The sequence below is a fragment of the Psychromonas sp. SP041 genome, from assembly GCF_000470315.2.
Taxonomy (GTDB): Bacteria; Pseudomonadota; Gammaproteobacteria; order Enterobacterales; family Psychromonadaceae; genus Psychromonas.
On sequence record NZ_CBRF02000048.1, the window covers coordinates 15,270 to 30,666 of the forward strand.

Here is a 15,397-nt window from a genome sequence, read left to right on the forward strand (position 1 = left end):
ATGTCATGTTTTTATTCTCTTTAAATTGTTTTTTTAACCAATTGATTTTTAAGTGATTAATAAATAAACGTTAAGTTATTTGTTATGTTTTTTATATATTAAATACTTATTTTTTTATAAACAATATCAAAAGCACTTAACAAACTTATCTTTATTCTCATTTATTTTGAAATTTTCAGTAAATGGGTTGGGTCTTTTGAGGGGACAGTAACTTACACTCAATTAATGACGAGTTATTGTTTACAGCTTTTTTACTCATAACTTGTTTTAAAACATTACGTCTTAACCCATTACATTAAGGTCAATTATCATGAAAAAAATATTAAAAAACAAACCTGCTATCATCGCTGCTGGTATCTTTACTGCTGCTTTAACTTTTAACCCAGCATATGCAGGCTGTGGTGGTGCTGATTTCGATGATTATTGTTCGCCTTGTTCAGCTAAGGTGACTAAAGTGGTTAACCCGTGTGCTGTTAAAAACCCATGTGCTGCTAAAAACCCATGTGCAGCAAAGAATCCTTGCGCTGCTAAAAACCCATGTGCAGCAAAGAATCCTTGTGCCGCTAAAAATCCATGTGCAGCAAAGAACCCTTGTGCTGCTAAATAAGCACTTTATTAGTTAATTATCTGTAAACAACGTATTCTAATAAGTGTTTAATGGATGTTTATTAAATAAATAGGTAACTTAGTTTGTGCCAAAATTTAGAGACTTCTAAGCGAAATCAGCACATGTTTTTTGCTATAACATTTTACTAGAATACGTTGTTTTATCTTTTTCACCTTTAATATTAAGTTTTATATTATGCATAAAATTTCTTGGTCTGCTTGTGAAGCGAATATTCCTCTTGAAGCTCCTTCGTTAGAGTCAATTGATAATATTGATGCTCTATTAGTCGCTGCTAAAAAAGTGAAAGAGTGCCATCGCCTTTTAGAGAAAGGGGGGATCAATATTGTTAGTGAATTACTTAAAGGGGAGGGGACATTTTACCAATTAAACCATTACCCTGAAGAAGATGTTTATGACAATGAAACACACAGTCAATATTATTACCATAATCATCGTGGAATAGAGTCTGAGCATGGCCACTTTCATACTTTTTTACGTTCACCATCAATTCCTGAGTCGATTAAACCGATGGAAGGGTTTATGCATTCAGAGCCGTGGCCTTCAGGTGAGAAAGCTGTTGCACACTTTGTTTGTATTTCAATGGATGATGAAGGCTTCCCTATTGGCTTTTTTGCGGTAAACCGATGGGTCGCTGCACAAACATGGTATTCTGCTAAAGATACTATTGCCTTATTAGACCGTTTTTATATTGATCATGCTTATCCTAATTTAGTCGTGAATCAATGGTTATCAGCGATGTTTGTTTTGTTTAGGCCACATATCGTTGCTTTATTAGAGCATAGAGATAAAGTGATTGAGTTTATGCATAAAACAAATCTAGAAGTTGACGTATTAGAAGATCGCTCCTTAGATATGACAGGTTCATTGTCTATAACAGTAGATGAGTGGATATTGCAATTGACAGAGAAAGCTGAAACGCTTAATCATAACATCGACTAACAATGCCGAGTAATAACGATACCGAGTAAATTTTATTATCGAAAATAACTGTAATGGTATCAATGATATGAATTTTTTGGTTATCAAAGAATAGAGTTGAATAAGCTAGGCAATAAGCTCACCTAGCTCAGTTTTATTAGTAAGAAAAATTAAGCTTATCTTGTAATTGCTCAATAAAGTGATTTAAACCTGCCTCATCCACTTCGTTAAAGCGCTCTGTTATTGGGCTATCAATATCTAATACTGCTATCGTTTTCCCATTGTAATTAATAGGTACGACAATCTCTGACTGGCTTGCTGCATCGCAAGCAATATGTCCTGGAAACTCATGTACGTCGCCGATACGCTGCGTTTTATTTGTGCTAAACGCTTTACCACAAACTCCTTTATCTAAATCGATACGCACACAAGCAACATTACCTTGGAATGGGCCCAATACAAGTTGATCGTCTTTTAATAGGTAAAAACCTACCCAGTTTATGTTGGATAAATTCATATTAAGCAAAGCACTGATATTAGATAGATTGGCTATTAAGTCATTCTCATCTTCTATAATCGCAATGGCTTGTTTTGTGAGTAATTGGTAGTCGGCTAATGTTTTCATTTTTATCTGCTTATTGATTAATTATATGTAGAGAGAATAAATATTTTTATTATTAACGCAAGGAAGATTTAAACTCAGCTAAGCGTTATTTATAAAAATAAAACAAAATTTTTCATGAATATTAATATTTTTATAAAATATATTTTTTATGCACATTTTTTGCACATTACTTAGTTATTCTACCGTTATTGGTTTTAGTCTTATAGGGTTTTCTAAATGAAAAAATGTTCAAAATTTTTACTTGCTCTCACTCTTTCTTTTGGTTTTATGGCGCAAAGTTATGCCGCCAGCTCTGATCAAGGGAGCCGCCCTCAAGGTGGTCCTCCTGCATTTTCATCGATTGATAGTGATGGTGACGGTGAAATTAGCTTTGCTGAATTTTCTGCTAAAGAAATTCCACATGGCGATCATCAAACAGTATTTGATGACATAGATTCAAATGGCGATGGCATAATTACTGAAAGTGAATTTAGTAGTCACAAACCACCTCGTCCACAGAATTAATAATTTAGGCAACTATTGTGAGCAGTCATTTTGATTGAACTAAGTTGTCTACATATTATTAATACTTTTTACAGTACATTACGTCACTGTAAAAATAAAATAAGTACTTTCCATCTAGATCTTAAAGGAAAGACACATGACTAAATAAGTATGGAAGGAGGCGTAAGATCTCCTCCGTATTTATCTTCATCACATAATACAATGCAAACTAATAAGCTGGTGGTAATATATCTAGGCATGTTTTAGATACATTATTAATTAAGCGTTATTTTGTTGGTTTTGTACTTTATGATGGAAAAATTGGTATCGAGAGGGTGATTCGACTATCAATACTGCTACATAATGTTGTAATAGTATATTTAATAAAGTCCTTCGTTAGTTTTTAAGAAAGACTAACGGGGGACTTTTAATTATGTACTTGCAGATCCTACTAAGCATACTTCAATAGTTATTATCTTTATATCGCCTATATATTGTTTTAAAACCTACTTATTCAATATGTTGAATGATTAAATATCAATTAATATCTTGTTAAAGAACAAGGTGTGGCAATACTGTTTACTTATACCAATGGAATTAAATAAGTGATCAGAGATTGCGCAGGAAAAATTAACACTAATAAGGCGTGAGTTGTAGGAGATAGTTGTTCTCACTTCAAAACTCACAACGCAGTTAGGGGTGATTTTAACCAGCAAGAATGATCACCTTATTAATTCTTTTGGTATTAGTTTTAATTAAAGTAAAAATCGCAATACAAACATGAGATGACTTATATGAAAATTCACAATAAATTGTTTTTTGTTTTTTTTAGCTTCTCCCTTTTATTAGTCGGTGCTTTAGTCTTGTTAATACAATGGAGTATTAACAAAGGAGTGATTGATTATGTTAATAGTAAGGATATTGAAGCATTAAAACCCCTCGTTACTCAGCTTGAAAAAGAATATAAAAAAGAAGATAGCTGGCAAGGTTTAAGAGGCCACCATAAAAGATTTGGAGATATACTTTTTTTACATTTACAGGGTGAGTTTCGCGTATCTAAATTACCAAGTCGTCCGAATGGTCCTCCAAGAGAGCGCGCTTTACCACTTAATAATATGGAGAGAGGTGGACCTTTTATAGAAAGTGATCGCCCACCAAGAGGCCAAGCAAGTTTCGCTTTATTTGATCATAATAAAAATCTGATAACAGGTTATTATGATAAAAATGTTGAATATAATAAAACGCCTATTAATGTTAATGAAGTTAATGTTGGTTGGTTAATGCTCCCTAAACAGAAGAAAATTACTGATGGTTATGAGCTTGACCTTCTTGATCAACTACAAAATTACTTATGGATCATTGCAGTGTTTACCATGATTTTAGTGGCATTGATTACCTTCCCTATTGCACACCATATCGCTGAGCCAATTAAGAAAATAATTTTAGGCATGCATAAATTAACACAAGGCGATTATCAACAAAATATAGCGCTAAATAGAAAAGATGAGTTAGGGGAGCTTAGCCGAGACTTCAATGAATTAGCACTAACGTTACATGAAAATGAAGATGCTCGTAAGCGTTGGTTTGCCAATATATCCCATGAGCTGCGAACACCAGTCGCTATTTTGCGTGGTGAATTAGAAGCAATGCTAGATGGTGTTAGACCAATTAATGAGAAAAACATTGATTCAGCTAACGACGAAGTGAAGCACCTACAACATCTTATTGATGATTTAGATCAGCTAACGAGTGTCGACATAGGTGGTATGCACTATCGAAAACAAACAGTCAATATCAGTACATGGTTTGAGTCAGAAGTTGATAAATATACAGGTTATTTAGCGGCGGCTAATATCGCCTTAGTTATTGATAATAATAAATTAGATGCAAACATATTTGCTGATACTACAAGGTTATGTCAATTATTTGATAACTTAGTTAATAATAGTATTAAATACTCGGCAGCTAGCATTGCTAAAATTTCACTCGAAATAGACTCCGTCATTACGGGAAGCATTGTACGGATTAAAGTTGAAGATAATGGAGTGGGAGTTGAAGATCTGCACTTACCACGCCTCTTTGAATATCTATATCGTATTGAAAGCTCAAGAAATCGTAAAACAGGAGGTTCAGGACTTGGTTTGTCGATTTGTGCCCATATAGTTACAGCACATCAAGGTAGTATTAAAGCAGTCTCATCTGACTTAGGAGGCTTAGGAATCATTATAGAGCTACCATTAGAAGCATAGTCTTACTCTTGTAATAAGGGGCTTAGCATTTTTATTACAAGAGTTAAGTAGAATTATATATACCCGTTACCCTCAAGGTGCAAAATTCAGAAAGTGGTGAAGTGAACAGATGTTAGGTAGAAAGAGGATTATCTAACGGGTTAAATCGACACTGTCTAGCAACGAAGGTATTTACTTCAAAGTTTACCCTCAGGGTCGTTAGCTTGAAAACTAACTCTGCGTTACAACCTTCAATAAGGACTCGTCATTGTCATCATGTTGAATCTTGATTTGGAGCCCCAACTAACGGCTAAATAAAGCCCTTTGAACGGTAACGGGTATAATTGAAATGAATACCGAGCCTTTTTAACTTTAGACCTATTCAATGGTTAGAATATTTCATTTCAACCTTATAAAATGGGTAAGGGAATAACCATTAAAGCATTACATTTAATTCACTGATAAAGGATTAACATAATTAAACGCTCGAAAAGCGTCAATTTGATATCTGGAATTAAGTTATTTTATACACAATATTTACTGCGTAACCTTAATCAGGTTGCTATTAATATGATGAGGAATGGTAAGTGTCAAACTCAATATTGATTGTGGAAGATGAAATCAAACTAGCTAACTTATTAGCAGACTATTTTAAACTAACAGAATACACCCCTCATATTATAGATAACGGTGATGAGGTTATTACTTGGGTAAAAAACCACAGACCAAATGTGATTTTATTAGATATTATGTTGCCGGGTAAAGATGGTATTACTTTATGCCAAGAGATTCGTCAGTTTTCAAATGTCCCTATTTTAATGGTATCAGCCAAAGTCGATGAACTAGACCGGTTGTTAGGGTTAGATTTAGGTGCCGATGATTATATCTGTAAACCTTTCAGCCCTAGAGAAGTCGTTGCTAGAGTGAAAGCCGTTTTAAGGCGTACACAAGCATTGGATATGATTGGCCCTGACTTTTTACTTGATGAAGGCCATTTAATGGTGACCTTTAAACGACATGCCGTTGTATTAACTTCTGTAGAGTTTCAATTACTTAAACCACTTGCTAATAAGCCGGGGCGTATTTTTACGCGTGAGCAGCTAATGCAAAATATGTACTCAGATGATCGTATTGTTAACAACCGAACTATTGATAGCCATATTAAAAAATTAAGAAAGAAATTAATTATAATTAGTGAAGGCGAAGATTTGATTCAGTCAGTCTACGGTGCTGGTTACCGTTTAGTATTAACTTAAAAATAATCAGTTTTTATGATATTGATATTAGGTTGGTTAAAATAAGCCTCTTTTCTTAAATTTTAGGCAAAAAAATACCCGCTCGAAAGCAGGTATTTTTTAACATTAAGATATTGTCACTGATTACTCAGCTTCAACAACCTCAAGGTTTACAACTGAAGTTACATCAGAGTGTACTGTAACAGTAATCTCGTAAGAACCAGTTAAACGTAAAGCGCCTTCAGGAAGACGAACTTCACTTTTAGCTACAGCTACACCAGCAGCAGTGATTGCATCAGCAATATCACGCGTACCGATTGAACCGAATAGTTTACCAGCATCACCAGCTTTAGAAGTGATTGTAACCGCTTCTAATGCAGAGATAGCTTCACCACGTGCTTGAGCAGCAGCTAGGTTAGCAGCTTGCTTAGCTTCTAATTCAGCACGACGTGCTTCAAAAGCTTCTAAGTTTGCTTTGTTTGCTGGTACAGCTTTTTGCTGTGGGAAAAGAAAGTTACGTGCGTAACCTGCTTTAACATTAACTTTATCGCCAAGTTTACCAAGGTTAGCAACTGTATCTTGTAGAATAATTTCCATAATATATAGCTCCTATTTACTTGTGTAAATCTGTGTAAGGTAAAAGCGACAAGTAACGTGCACGTTTGATAGCGCGCGCTAGTTGGCGTTGGTATTTTGCACATGTGCCAGTAATACGGCTAGGTACAATTTTACCACTTTCAGTGATGTAGTTTTTTAATGTAACAACGTCTTTGTAATCAATTTCGCTAACACCTTCAGCAGTGAAGCGACAGAATTTACGACGGCGGAAGTAACGAGCCATGGTAGTTCCCTAAATTTGTTCTATGTACTGAGCATGTAACACCAATTTACCAAGATTACTCTTGCTTTGGTGGTAAGTGATAAAACCACTTACTTTAATTTGCATGCCTTTCGATAATTTATTTTTCAACTGACTTGCTAATGGTCCACTTGTTGCAATTGGCATATAACAATATGTATTGCGTGGCAATCCAGCTTCTTCTTGCACTGAACGATGTTCTATCGTCAGGTTACAGTGTTCAATGCCACTAGGGCTTGTTTTATGTATCGGCTTTTCAGTTACGATACCTGTAAGTTGCAAAAAGTTATCAGTCACTCAGTTTCTTATGCTTCAGCTTCTGTTGCAGCAGGCGCAGCTGGTGCAGCATCAAAATCTGGACGTGGAGCACGAGGAGCACGTTCAACACGTTCTTCTTTTGCTTTAGCCACTACAGATGCTTCAGTTACAGCAGATTTAGTACGCATGATCATGTTACGGATCACAGCATCGTTGAAACGGAAAGCAGTTTCCAAATCATCGATTACTTTTTGCTCAGCTTCAATATTCATAAGAACATAGTGTGCTTTGTGTAGTTTGTTGATTGGGTAAGCCAGTTGACGACGGCCCCAGTCTTCTAGACGATGAACAGTACCACCAGCTTCTGTGATAGAAGTAGTGTAACGCTCGATCATACCATTAACTTGTTCACTCTGATCTGGGTGAACCATAAATACGATTTCATAATGACGCATATAAAAATCGCTCCTTACGGGTTAGTAGCTTCTTAATTTGGCTCAGCCGTACCAAGTAGAAGCAAGGAACAAAAAGGGTGGCTGATTTAAGGCGGCAGATTGTACAATTTAGAGTCAACTTACGCAAGTAACAAAAGTAATATAAATGAGAAATAATATTATGAGTAAAAATATTGGGAACTTTTATTGATCGTTTGCATCTATAGCTTAACAACATAAAATACCCCTTTCTAAAATTACATAAATGAGCTGCTTTTATTGAATTCTCCATTCTTTTACATCTTAGTTATTAATCTTGCCGTTTTTGGTGCGAATGCTTGGTTTTTTGTGGACCCAGATGAACCTATAGCAATAGAAAAACCAATCGAGATAAACAATGAAGAAGTTGATGAAAACACAACTAATATTAAAAATAATGAAGATGCAAAGCCTATTACCATTGATGATATTTTATTAAATTTAACAGCAGCAGAAACTTTAGCTGTTATAAAATCTCAATCAGAAGCACAACAAAAGATAGAAACATTAAAAGCACAACTGCAATCGGAACTTAAAAAAGAAACTCAAAGACAGCTGGGCCAGCAATTACAAGAGGCTAAATTAGCTACTTTAATGAAAGAAAATTTGCGCCTTTCAGATAAAGTATCCACTTTAGATAATCAGGTTAATATTCAAGAGTCCTATTTAGCCGAGAGTCTTAAACGTGAAAAAAAGCTTAATCAAGCACTACAAAAAGAACTGCTAAAACATGCAAGCTTGTTGAGTTCTCCTATTGATAAAATTAAAACTTCTATCGACCAAAAATCTGATTTATTAAAAATAAAAAAAACACCACAAGGTAAAGATGCTATTTCTGATGCTGAATTTATCGATGTTGCAATTCAAACAAATAACATTCAAACAGATATAGTCGACGGAAATGAAGAAGCGATACTAGATGAAAAATATTTTAGTGGTGCAGTAGAGTTTGGGTTTAATTATGAACAAGAAAATGAGCTGACTAAAAGTGCAGAAGGGCGTTTGATTTTAGATTACAACGTAGTTGATCAATATAATATTAATAGCGACATTAAGTTCGAGTTTGAAGACGAAGAAGATGAAGAGACTGAAAACGAATGGCGCTGGCAGTTACAAGGCAATTATAACTTAGATCCTGTTAATTTGATCTTTTTACGTAGTGATATCCAGCGCAGTGAATCTGCCTCATACGGAAAAGAAGATACCTTTACAACTGGGTATGGTCATATTTTCTTTAATAAAAACAATCATAAGTTTAATACTGAATTTGGTCCTGGTTATAAACTGGCTGATCCGAATGATGGCGAGGATGAAGTTTCTTTTAATGAGTTTATTATAAGAACAAAATTGAATTATGAGCGCATTGTGACTGAAAGTTTACAAGTTACTTTAGGTAGCGTATTTGAGTTAGGGCATAAAAACAGTGTTTATGAAGTTGAATTCAAAGCTCAAAATAGAATCTATCAAGAGCTATATTTGATTTTTGATATCAATTATAAATATAACCAAAATGTTCCTGAAGGCACTGAGAATGACGAACTTTCTACAGGGTTTAATCTTCAATATGCTTTTTAAAAAAAGTATAGAGTACTATAAAGAACAACCTTGTATGAAGAAGTGAAGCAACTCTTCTTTTAAAAGTGATCAAATAAAAAGGCCAGAAGGTGATTACTCTACCTTCTGGCCTTTTTATTGATCTTTCAATGCAGTTTATTTCTTTAAATTGCAGTACTTAATTATCGTTGCTTAATGCCATTATTTATCGACGCTGACGTACCACTTCAAACAAACAAATACCCGTTGCAACAGATACATTCAAACTTGAAACTGCGCCTGCCATTGGTAGTTTAATTAGCTCATCACAATGCTCACGAGTTAAACGACGTAAGCCTTTGCCTTCAGCGCCCATTGCTAATGCCATGCCGCTTTCTAATTTACAATCATAAAGGCTTTGTTCTGCTTCACCGGCTGTACCGTAAATCCAAATACCTTTATCCTGCAAACTACGCATAGCACGCGCTAAGTTGGTGACATGGATCAATGGAATTGATTCTGCTGCACCACAAGCTACTTTACGTACAACAGGCGTTAAACTTGCCGAGTTATCCTTAGGAATGATTACAGCGTGTACACCAGCAGCTTCAGCACTTCGTAAACAAGCACCTAAGTTATGTGGGTCCGTGACACCATCTAAAATTAATAGAAATGGTGGAACATCTAATGCCGCTAAAATAGGCTCTAAATCATTGTCCGTTAATACTTTCAATGTTTTTACTCGCGCCATAATACCTTGATGCTGTTCACCATCAGACTTTTCATCTAATGCTTTACGTTGCATGAATTGTACTGATACACCCCATTCTTTCGCCTTATTAAGCACGTCATTTAAACGTTCATCATCGCGGCCTTTTAGGGCGTAAATTTCTATCACACGTTCTGGTTGCTTTTCTAATAGGGCATCAACGGCGTGCATGCCGTAAATAATTTCACTTTTACTCATGTTACTTATCTCTTTATAAAAAAGGTGAAGCAAAGAGCTTCACCTGTAATCACTGTTCTATTACTATTTAGGTCTATGCCTAAATATTGCACTTAGGTAATATAGTTAAATACCATATCACTCAGTACCATAGCTAAGCATTATGCTTTAGTGTTATTCGCTTTTGCTTTAGAGCGAGCAGCACGGCCTGGACGCGTTGTTTTAGATGTCGTTTTTTTCTTTTTAGAAGAAGCAGTATTCTTTTCACCTTGCGCTACTTTGCGTTGAGGCTTTTTCTTTTGCTTATTGGCCGCTTTTCTTTTTGCTAAAAGCTCTTCTTCTGTCAGTTTTACAACAGGCTTTGCATCACGCTTATCATTTGCTTTACCGTCTGCTTTGCTTTTTTCTTTATTACGTGAACGTTTGTCGATAGGGCGATCTGAACCTTTAACTTCAGATTTACGGCCTTCTGGCTTACGAGCACGTTTACGTTGCCCAGCTACCGCTTCATCAGCAAGTTCAAAATCAATCTTCTTATCGTCTAAGTTAACTGACAATACTTTCACTTCTAATACATCACCAATACGATAAATGCGGCCTGTACGCTCACCTTTTAGGGTTTGCTTACCAGCATCGAAGATATAGTAATCAGAAATTAAGCCAGTCACATGCACTAAACCATCGATATGAATGTCATTCAGGCGTACAAAGAAACCAAAGTTGGTCACAGCGGCAATCGTACCGACCATTGTATCGCCAATATGATCTTGCATATATTCACATTTAAGCGCATCAGCGACATCACGTGTTGCATCATCTGCACGACGTTCGGTCATTGAACAATGTTCGCCTAATTGGCTAACTTCTTCAGTTTGGTAGTTATAACCGCCAGTTTCAGTCCATTTCGCTTTTAATTGATTGTTCGCTTGATGTGCGACTAAGTACTTAATGGCACGATGTAAAATCAAATCAGGGTAACGGCGAATTGGCGACGTAAAGTGAGCGTATTCTTCTAACGCTAAACCAAAATGGCCTAGGTTTTCGTCTTGATAAACCGCTTGCTTCATTGAGCGCAGTAGCATGGTTTGTAACAGTTCTTTATCATCACGTTCTGCAAAGGTTTCAGCTAAATCAGCGTAATCACGCGGCGCAGGTTTTTCACCACCGTTAAGGCTTAAACCTAATTCGCCTAAGAAAGAGCGGAAGTTAGCGAGCTTTTCTTCACTTGGTGTTTCATGAACACGGAATAACGCAGATGCACCGGCTGACTCGATGAAACGTGCTGAAGCAACATTCGCTTGGATCATGCATTCTTCAATGATTTTATGCGCATCATTACGTACTAGCGGCACAATCGCATCAATTTTACGTGCTTCATTAAATAAGAAACGTACTTCTAAAGTTTCAAATTCCATTCCACCACGGATTTTACGTGCTTTTTTGAACGCTTTATAAAGGTTCTCTAACTCTTCCAAATGTGGCACTAATGGTGAGTATTGTTCACGTAATGCTTCATCACCTTTTAAAATAGAGGCTACTTTTGTATAAGTGAAACGAGCGTGAGAATTCATGACCGCTTCGTAGAATTTATAATCTTTTAAGTGACCATCTTGCCCAATTACCATTTCGCTAACCATACAGAGACGGTCAACTTGTGGGTTCAGTGAACATAAGCCGTTTGATAACACTTCAGGTAACATTGGGATAACTTGATCTGGGAAATAAACAGAGTTACCACGATTAACCGCTTCTTTGTCTAAAATAGTGCCAGTGCGAACGTAAGAGCTCACATCTGCAATCGCTACCCATAAGCGCCAGCCGCCACCCGGTTCTTTTTGACAGAAAACAGCATCATCAAAGTCACGTGCATCTTCACCATCAATCGTAACTAGTGGTAAATCACGTAGGTCAACACGACCTTTTTTAGCTTCTTCAGGTACGAACTCGCCAAAAGGTTCAAGTTCTTTATCTAAGCCTTCTGGCCATTCATGTGGAATATCATGTGTACGCAGTGCAATTTCAACTTCCATACCCGGTTCCATATCTTGGCCGAGTACTTCTGTGATTTTACCCGTTGCAGTAAAGCGGGCTTTAGGACGTTGGATTATTTCAACCACTACTATTTGTCCATGACGAGCGCCGCCATTGTTTTCTTTACTAATAGTAATTTCTTGATTAATGCGAGAATCGTCAGGTATCACTGATGAAACACCATCTTCTACAAAGTAACGACCTACAATCGTTTCTTTACGTGCTTCTACTAAACGCACAAAACGTGCTTCAGTACGGCCACGTGAATCAACCTTAACTGGTTGCGCTAATATAGTGTCTCCATGAAATAGGAAACGCATTTGGTGATTCGGTAAGAAAAGGTCTTTACTATCATCTTCTGTTTTTAAGAAACCAAAACCATCTTTATGGCCGATCACTTTACCTGTTGCAAGGTCAAGTTTATCGGGTATCTGATACGTTGCATTGCGGCACCAAATTAATTGGCCATCACGTTCCATCGCTTTTAAACGACGACGTAGGCCTTCAGCTTCTTCTTCGCTGCTCAATGAGAATGCTTTAAACATTGCGTCACGTGTGATTGGTTTACCGTGCTTCTCAATGAAAGCTAAAATAAATTCGCGATCAGGGACAGGGTGTTCATAAGTTTTGGGTTCTTGATCTACAGTAGGATCTAGGGTCATATTTGGAACTCTTTATAAGGCAATTAGTTAAAGTATATCTGAAAATCAGTCAAAGCTTTGGATTAATCAATAAAAGGCTGTTTTTTTTATTTATTAGGCAAATTGGTTATTGATTAAGCAAGCAGAACCATTTTAGCAAAAAAAATGCAGAAAAGACTAGACAGCTTTTGCAGTGTTCAGTATTATCCGCGCCACGCTAAAGACGTGAGCACCCGTAGCTCAGTTGGATAGAGCGTTGCCCTCCGGAGGCAAAGGCCACAGGTTCGACTCCTGTCGGGTGCGCCATAATTTCGGATTGCAATTGTTTTATAAAGCAAAAAATGGAAAGTAATATTTAGTCTTTAGTTGTTTAGTGGCGGATGTAGCTCAGTTGGTAGAGCCCCGGATTGTGATTCCGGTTGTCGCGGGTTCAAACCCCGTCATTCGCCCCATCTTTTCTAGATGTAAAATTGAAACAGAAACAAACTGTAAATACGTCTCGGTGATTAGCGCAGCTTGGTAGCGCATCTGGTTTGGGACCAGAGGGTCAGAGGTTCGAATCCTCTATCACCGACCACATTTGAATAATCCGTTTAGCTCTTAGAGTTAAGCGGATTTTTTCGTTTATGACCCTGAAGATTTTCTTTCAATGGTTTGACCTTACAGGACTGCTCAGACACCAAGCTGTCGCTTGTTCGCTCCATCTATCACCGACCACATATAGAAAAGCCGTAACATTGCAAAATGTTACGGCTTTTTGCATTCTAGTATTTTTTGAAAAATACTCTGTGATTAGTGCAGCTTGGTAGCGCATCTCCAGTGTTTTGGAAAAGAGTTGGACCAGAGGGTAGGTTTTTAGGTTCGGATCTTCTATCACCGACCACATTTGAAAAGCCCGTAACGTTTCGAAGCGTTACGGGCTTTTTGCATTCTAGGCTATTTGAAAATTAGTTTTTTGCAATGGTTGGATCTTAAAGGATTGCTCAGACACCAAGCTGTCGCTTGTTCGCTCCATCTACCACCGACCACATTTGAGTAATCCGCTTTAAGTAATAATTCGTCTGCGCTCATCCTGTCAGTTTGATATTTCATTGCTTGGTGTTTCGCCCTTGCGGCGAGTAGTGATTGAAGAACTAAAACGAAGTTTTATAGTTAGAAAGAGCAAGATTTTTTATATGAACAAAGAAAACGGAACCAAAAGAAAATCGCCCCGAATCGTTTTTTAATCTGAATCAATCACAGCCTTAGCTTGCTGAAGTCAGTAATTAATTCAGAAAAACTCAACGAGAGAGATTTCGTAGCCATAATAAGTGCCGAGTTTGTTATTAACTCTTTGATATTTTTTAACTTGTAAAATGGCTACCCAAAAATTAGTGCACAGTTATTAGGATTCCATTAATATCATTGATTACTTTCAAGGAGATAAAAATGAGTAACATAACCATACGTCCTGCTGTCATTAATGACTGTAAAACACTTTTACATTTCATTACTGAGCTGGCTATTTATGAAAATGCTGAGCATGAAGTGTTAGCAACTGAGAAAAGCCTTAAGGAAAGCATTTTCACTGATAATAGCCATGTTCATGCACTTATTTGCGAACACCAAGGCGAAGCGATTGGTATTGCTATTTATTTTTATAACTACTCAACTTGGTTGGCTCAATCGGGGCTTTATTTAGAGGATCTCTACGTTTCTCAAAAATTTCGTGGACAAGGTGCAGGTAAAAAATTATTACAGCATTTAGCCAATATCGCACTTGATAATCATTGTGGTCGTTTTGAATGGAGTTGTTTAGATTGGAATAAACCATCTCGTGATTTTTATGAAGCTGTTGGTGCAGTCGCTCAATCAGAATGGGTGGGCTATCGCTTGAGTGGGAAAGCACTTTCTGATTTTGCTAAATAACTTGTTGATGAATTATTGAAGAACAAATAAAACCGCCTAACTTTATCGTTACTTTTATCGGCGGCTTTAAAATAACCCACTTTTTTATTATTTCTGCTAACACTTTTTATTAGCCTCAATTATTACATCATTTTTAGAGAGACCGATGTCCTTTAAAGATCTTAGGGGCAGATTTTTCCTTTTGCCTCTCATCACTAACTAGCTAATAATTAAATCGAAACTTAATGTAGCTATCACTTCCATTGCACCGAACTTTTCCAAGAAGATCTCGGAGTCAGATATTGCCTTTTACCTCCAATCATCAATCAAACCAAAACTCAATGCGGCTAGTACATGGATGCAGCACGTCCGAAATGAGTTGATTAAAATAAATTCAATGAATGGCTATCCAATAGTTTTATTATTGATAGTTTACCTCTAATAAATGCGTCTTTATTTTCATTTTTAGACGTTTATCCGTGTAAGGTAGCATCTTAAGTTAGCTTGTTGTGCTCTATAACGCAGGGCAGATTCAAGTCTGAAGTGCATAACGACTAAACAGCTATAGCTGCCATATGTTCAGCCATTAATTTGGCTGGCGTATTGTAATCTAATTTCTTTCTTGGTCTTTCATTGAGTTTCACTATTACAT

At 36.6% G+C, this 15,397-nt stretch carries 14 protein-coding genes and 4 tRNA genes; 11 read left to right on the forward strand and 7 right to left on the reverse strand.

What is annotated here, in order from left to right:
* The first annotated feature begins 310 nt into the window (after positions 1–310).
* Both SP041_RS18840 and SP041_RS18845 read left to right on the forward strand, forming a co-directional pair.
* Positions 311–607, forward strand: coding sequence for a hypothetical protein (locus SP041_RS18840; protein ID WP_025565343.1), 297 nt, complete (start codon positions 311–313; stop codon positions 605–607).
* A gap of 195 nt (positions 608–802) precedes the next feature.
* Positions 803–1,567: a hypothetical protein gene (locus SP041_RS18845; protein ID WP_025565342.1), complete on the forward strand. Its 765-nt coding sequence runs from the start codon at positions 803–805 to the stop codon at positions 1,565–1,567.
* A gap of 136 nt (positions 1,568–1,703) precedes the next feature.
* On the opposite strand, the gene SP041_RS18850 is transcribed toward SP041_RS18845, so the two are convergent.
* The gene (locus tag SP041_RS18850) at positions 1,704–2,171 is read right to left on the reverse strand and encodes a GAF domain-containing protein (RefSeq protein ID WP_025565341.1); all 468 of its coding nucleotides are present in this window, start codon (positions 2,169–2,171) and stop codon (positions 1,704–1,706) included.
* Positions 2,172–2,387: 216 nt separating this feature from the next.
* On the opposite strand from SP041_RS18850, the gene SP041_RS18855 reads away from it, so the two are divergent.
* The 3 genes from SP041_RS18855 (at position 2,388) to SP041_RS18865 (ending at position 6,138) form a co-directional block, all read left to right on the forward strand.
* The gene (locus SP041_RS18855; RefSeq protein ID WP_025565340.1) at positions 2,388–2,675 is read left to right on the forward strand and encodes an EF-hand domain-containing protein; all 288 of its coding nucleotides are present in this window, start codon (positions 2,388–2,390) and stop codon (positions 2,673–2,675) included.
* 773 nt (positions 2,676–3,448) lie between these two features.
* Positions 3,449–4,903 carry an ATP-binding protein gene (locus tag SP041_RS18860; RefSeq protein ID WP_025563293.1) on the forward strand — a complete coding sequence of 485 codons (1,455 nt, stop codon included), beginning with the start codon at positions 3,449–3,451 and terminating at the stop codon, positions 4,901–4,903.
* Positions 4,904–5,469: 566 nt separating this feature from the next.
* The gene (locus SP041_RS18865) at positions 5,470–6,138 is read left to right on the forward strand and encodes a response regulator (RefSeq protein ID WP_025563294.1); all 669 of its coding nucleotides are present in this window, start codon (positions 5,470–5,472) and stop codon (positions 6,136–6,138) included.
* 123 nt (positions 6,139–6,261) lie between these two features.
* Here SP041_RS18865 and rplI read toward each other — a convergent pair whose 3' ends face one another.
* Genes rplI through rpsF form a run of 4 tightly spaced genes read right to left on the reverse strand, consistent with a single transcriptional unit; the run spans position 6,262 to position 7,689 of the window.
* Positions 6,262–6,714 carry a 50S ribosomal protein L9 gene (gene rplI / locus SP041_RS18870; RefSeq protein WP_025563295.1) on the reverse strand — a complete coding sequence of 151 codons (453 nt, stop codon included), beginning with the start codon at positions 6,712–6,714 and terminating at the stop codon, positions 6,262–6,264.
* 16 nt (positions 6,715–6,730) lie between these two features.
* On the reverse strand, positions 6,731–6,958 hold the full coding sequence (rpsR, locus tag SP041_RS18875; protein WP_011771657.1) for a 30S ribosomal protein S18: 228 nt from the start codon (positions 6,956–6,958) through the stop codon (positions 6,731–6,733).
* A 9-nt stretch (positions 6,959–6,967) separates the two neighbouring features.
* A complete protein-coding gene (gene priB / locus SP041_RS18880) occupies positions 6,968–7,273 on the reverse strand; it encodes a primosomal replication protein N (protein WP_025563296.1) in 306 nt (101 codons plus the stop codon).
* Between the two features lie 8 nt (positions 7,274–7,281).
* Positions 7,282–7,689, reverse strand: coding sequence for a 30S ribosomal protein S6 (gene rpsF / locus SP041_RS18885; protein WP_025563297.1), 408 nt, complete (start codon positions 7,687–7,689; stop codon positions 7,282–7,284).
* Between the two features lie 258 nt (positions 7,690–7,947).
* On the opposite strand from rpsF, the gene SP041_RS18890 reads away from it, so the two are divergent.
* Entirely contained in the window at positions 7,948–9,282 is a 1,335-nt protein-coding gene (locus tag SP041_RS18890) for a DUF481 domain-containing protein (RefSeq protein WP_025563298.1), read from the forward strand.
* A gap of 184 nt (positions 9,283–9,466) precedes the next feature.
* On the opposite strand, the gene rlmB is transcribed toward SP041_RS18890, so the two are convergent.
* Together rlmB and rnr are read right to left on the reverse strand one after the other, a co-directional pair.
* Complete coding sequence (rlmB, locus tag SP041_RS18895) at positions 9,467–10,207, reverse strand: 23S rRNA (guanosine(2251)-2'-O)-methyltransferase RlmB (RefSeq protein ID WP_025563299.1); 741 nt, start codon at positions 10,205–10,207, stop codon at positions 9,467–9,469.
* Between the two features lie 140 nt (positions 10,208–10,347).
* Positions 10,348–12,879, reverse strand: coding sequence for a ribonuclease R (rnr, locus tag SP041_RS18900; protein WP_025563300.1), 2,532 nt, complete (start codon positions 12,877–12,879; stop codon positions 10,348–10,350).
* 208 nt (positions 12,880–13,087) lie between these two features.
* Here rnr and SP041_RS18905 point away from each other — a divergent pair.
* From SP041_RS18905 to SP041_RS18920, 5 genes are all read left to right on the forward strand, one after another.
* A tRNA-Arg gene (locus SP041_RS18905) sits at positions 13,088–13,164 on the forward strand.
* Positions 13,165–13,234: 70 nt separating this feature from the next.
* A tRNA-His gene (locus tag SP041_RS18910) sits at positions 13,235–13,310 on the forward strand.
* Between the two features lie 48 nt (positions 13,311–13,358).
* Positions 13,359–13,435: transfer RNA gene (locus SP041_RS18915), tRNA-Pro, on the forward strand.
* Positions 13,436–13,644: 209 nt separating this feature from the next.
* Positions 13,645–13,741, forward strand: a tRNA-Pro gene (locus SP041_RS20925).
* A gap of 545 nt (positions 13,742–14,286) precedes the next feature.
* Positions 14,287–14,766, forward strand: a complete 480-nt coding sequence (locus SP041_RS18920) for a GNAT family N-acetyltransferase (RefSeq protein WP_025563302.1) — start codon at positions 14,287–14,289, stop codon at positions 14,764–14,766.
* The last annotated feature ends 631 nt before the right edge of the window (positions 14,767–15,397 follow it).

What these genes read in the sequence shown, in the direction of transcription:
- rlmB (WP_025563299.1), bottom strand. Translation starts at nt 10,207, where the DNA reads ATGAGTAAAAGTGAAATTATTTACGGCATGCACGCCGTTGATGCCCTA.
- rpsR (WP_011771657.1), bottom strand. Translation starts at nt 6,958, where the DNA reads ATGGCTCGTTACTTCCGCCGTCGTAAATTCTGTCGCTTCACTGCTGAA.
- SP041_RS18920 (WP_025563302.1), top strand. Translation starts at nt 14,287, where the DNA reads ATGAGTAACATAACCATACGTCCTGCTGTCATTAATGACTGTAAAACA.
- SP041_RS18855 (WP_025565340.1), top strand. Translation starts at nt 2,388, where the DNA reads ATGAAAAAATGTTCAAAATTTTTACTTGCTCTCACTCTTTCTTTTGGT.
- SP041_RS18845 (WP_025565342.1), top strand. Translation starts at nt 803, where the DNA reads ATGCATAAAATTTCTTGGTCTGCTTGTGAAGCGAATATTCCTCTTGAA.
- SP041_RS18860 (WP_025563293.1), top strand. Translation starts at nt 3,449, where the DNA reads ATGAAAATTCACAATAAATTGTTTTTTGTTTTTTTTAGCTTCTCCCTT.
- rplI (WP_025563295.1), bottom strand. Translation starts at nt 6,714, where the DNA reads ATGGAAATTATTCTACAAGATACAGTTGCTAACCTTGGTAAACTTGGC.
- SP041_RS18840 (WP_025565343.1), top strand. Translation starts at nt 311, where the DNA reads ATGAAAAAAATATTAAAAAACAAACCTGCTATCATCGCTGCTGGTATC.
- rpsF (WP_025563297.1), bottom strand. Translation starts at nt 7,689, where the DNA reads ATGCGTCATTATGAAATCGTATTTATGGTTCACCCAGATCAGAGTGAA.
- rnr (WP_025563300.1), bottom strand. Translation starts at nt 12,879, where the DNA reads ATGACCCTAGATCCTACTGTAGATCAAGAACCCAAAACTTATGAACAC.
- SP041_RS18850 (WP_025565341.1), bottom strand. Translation starts at nt 2,171, where the DNA reads ATGAAAACATTAGCCGACTACCAATTACTCACAAAACAAGCCATTGCG.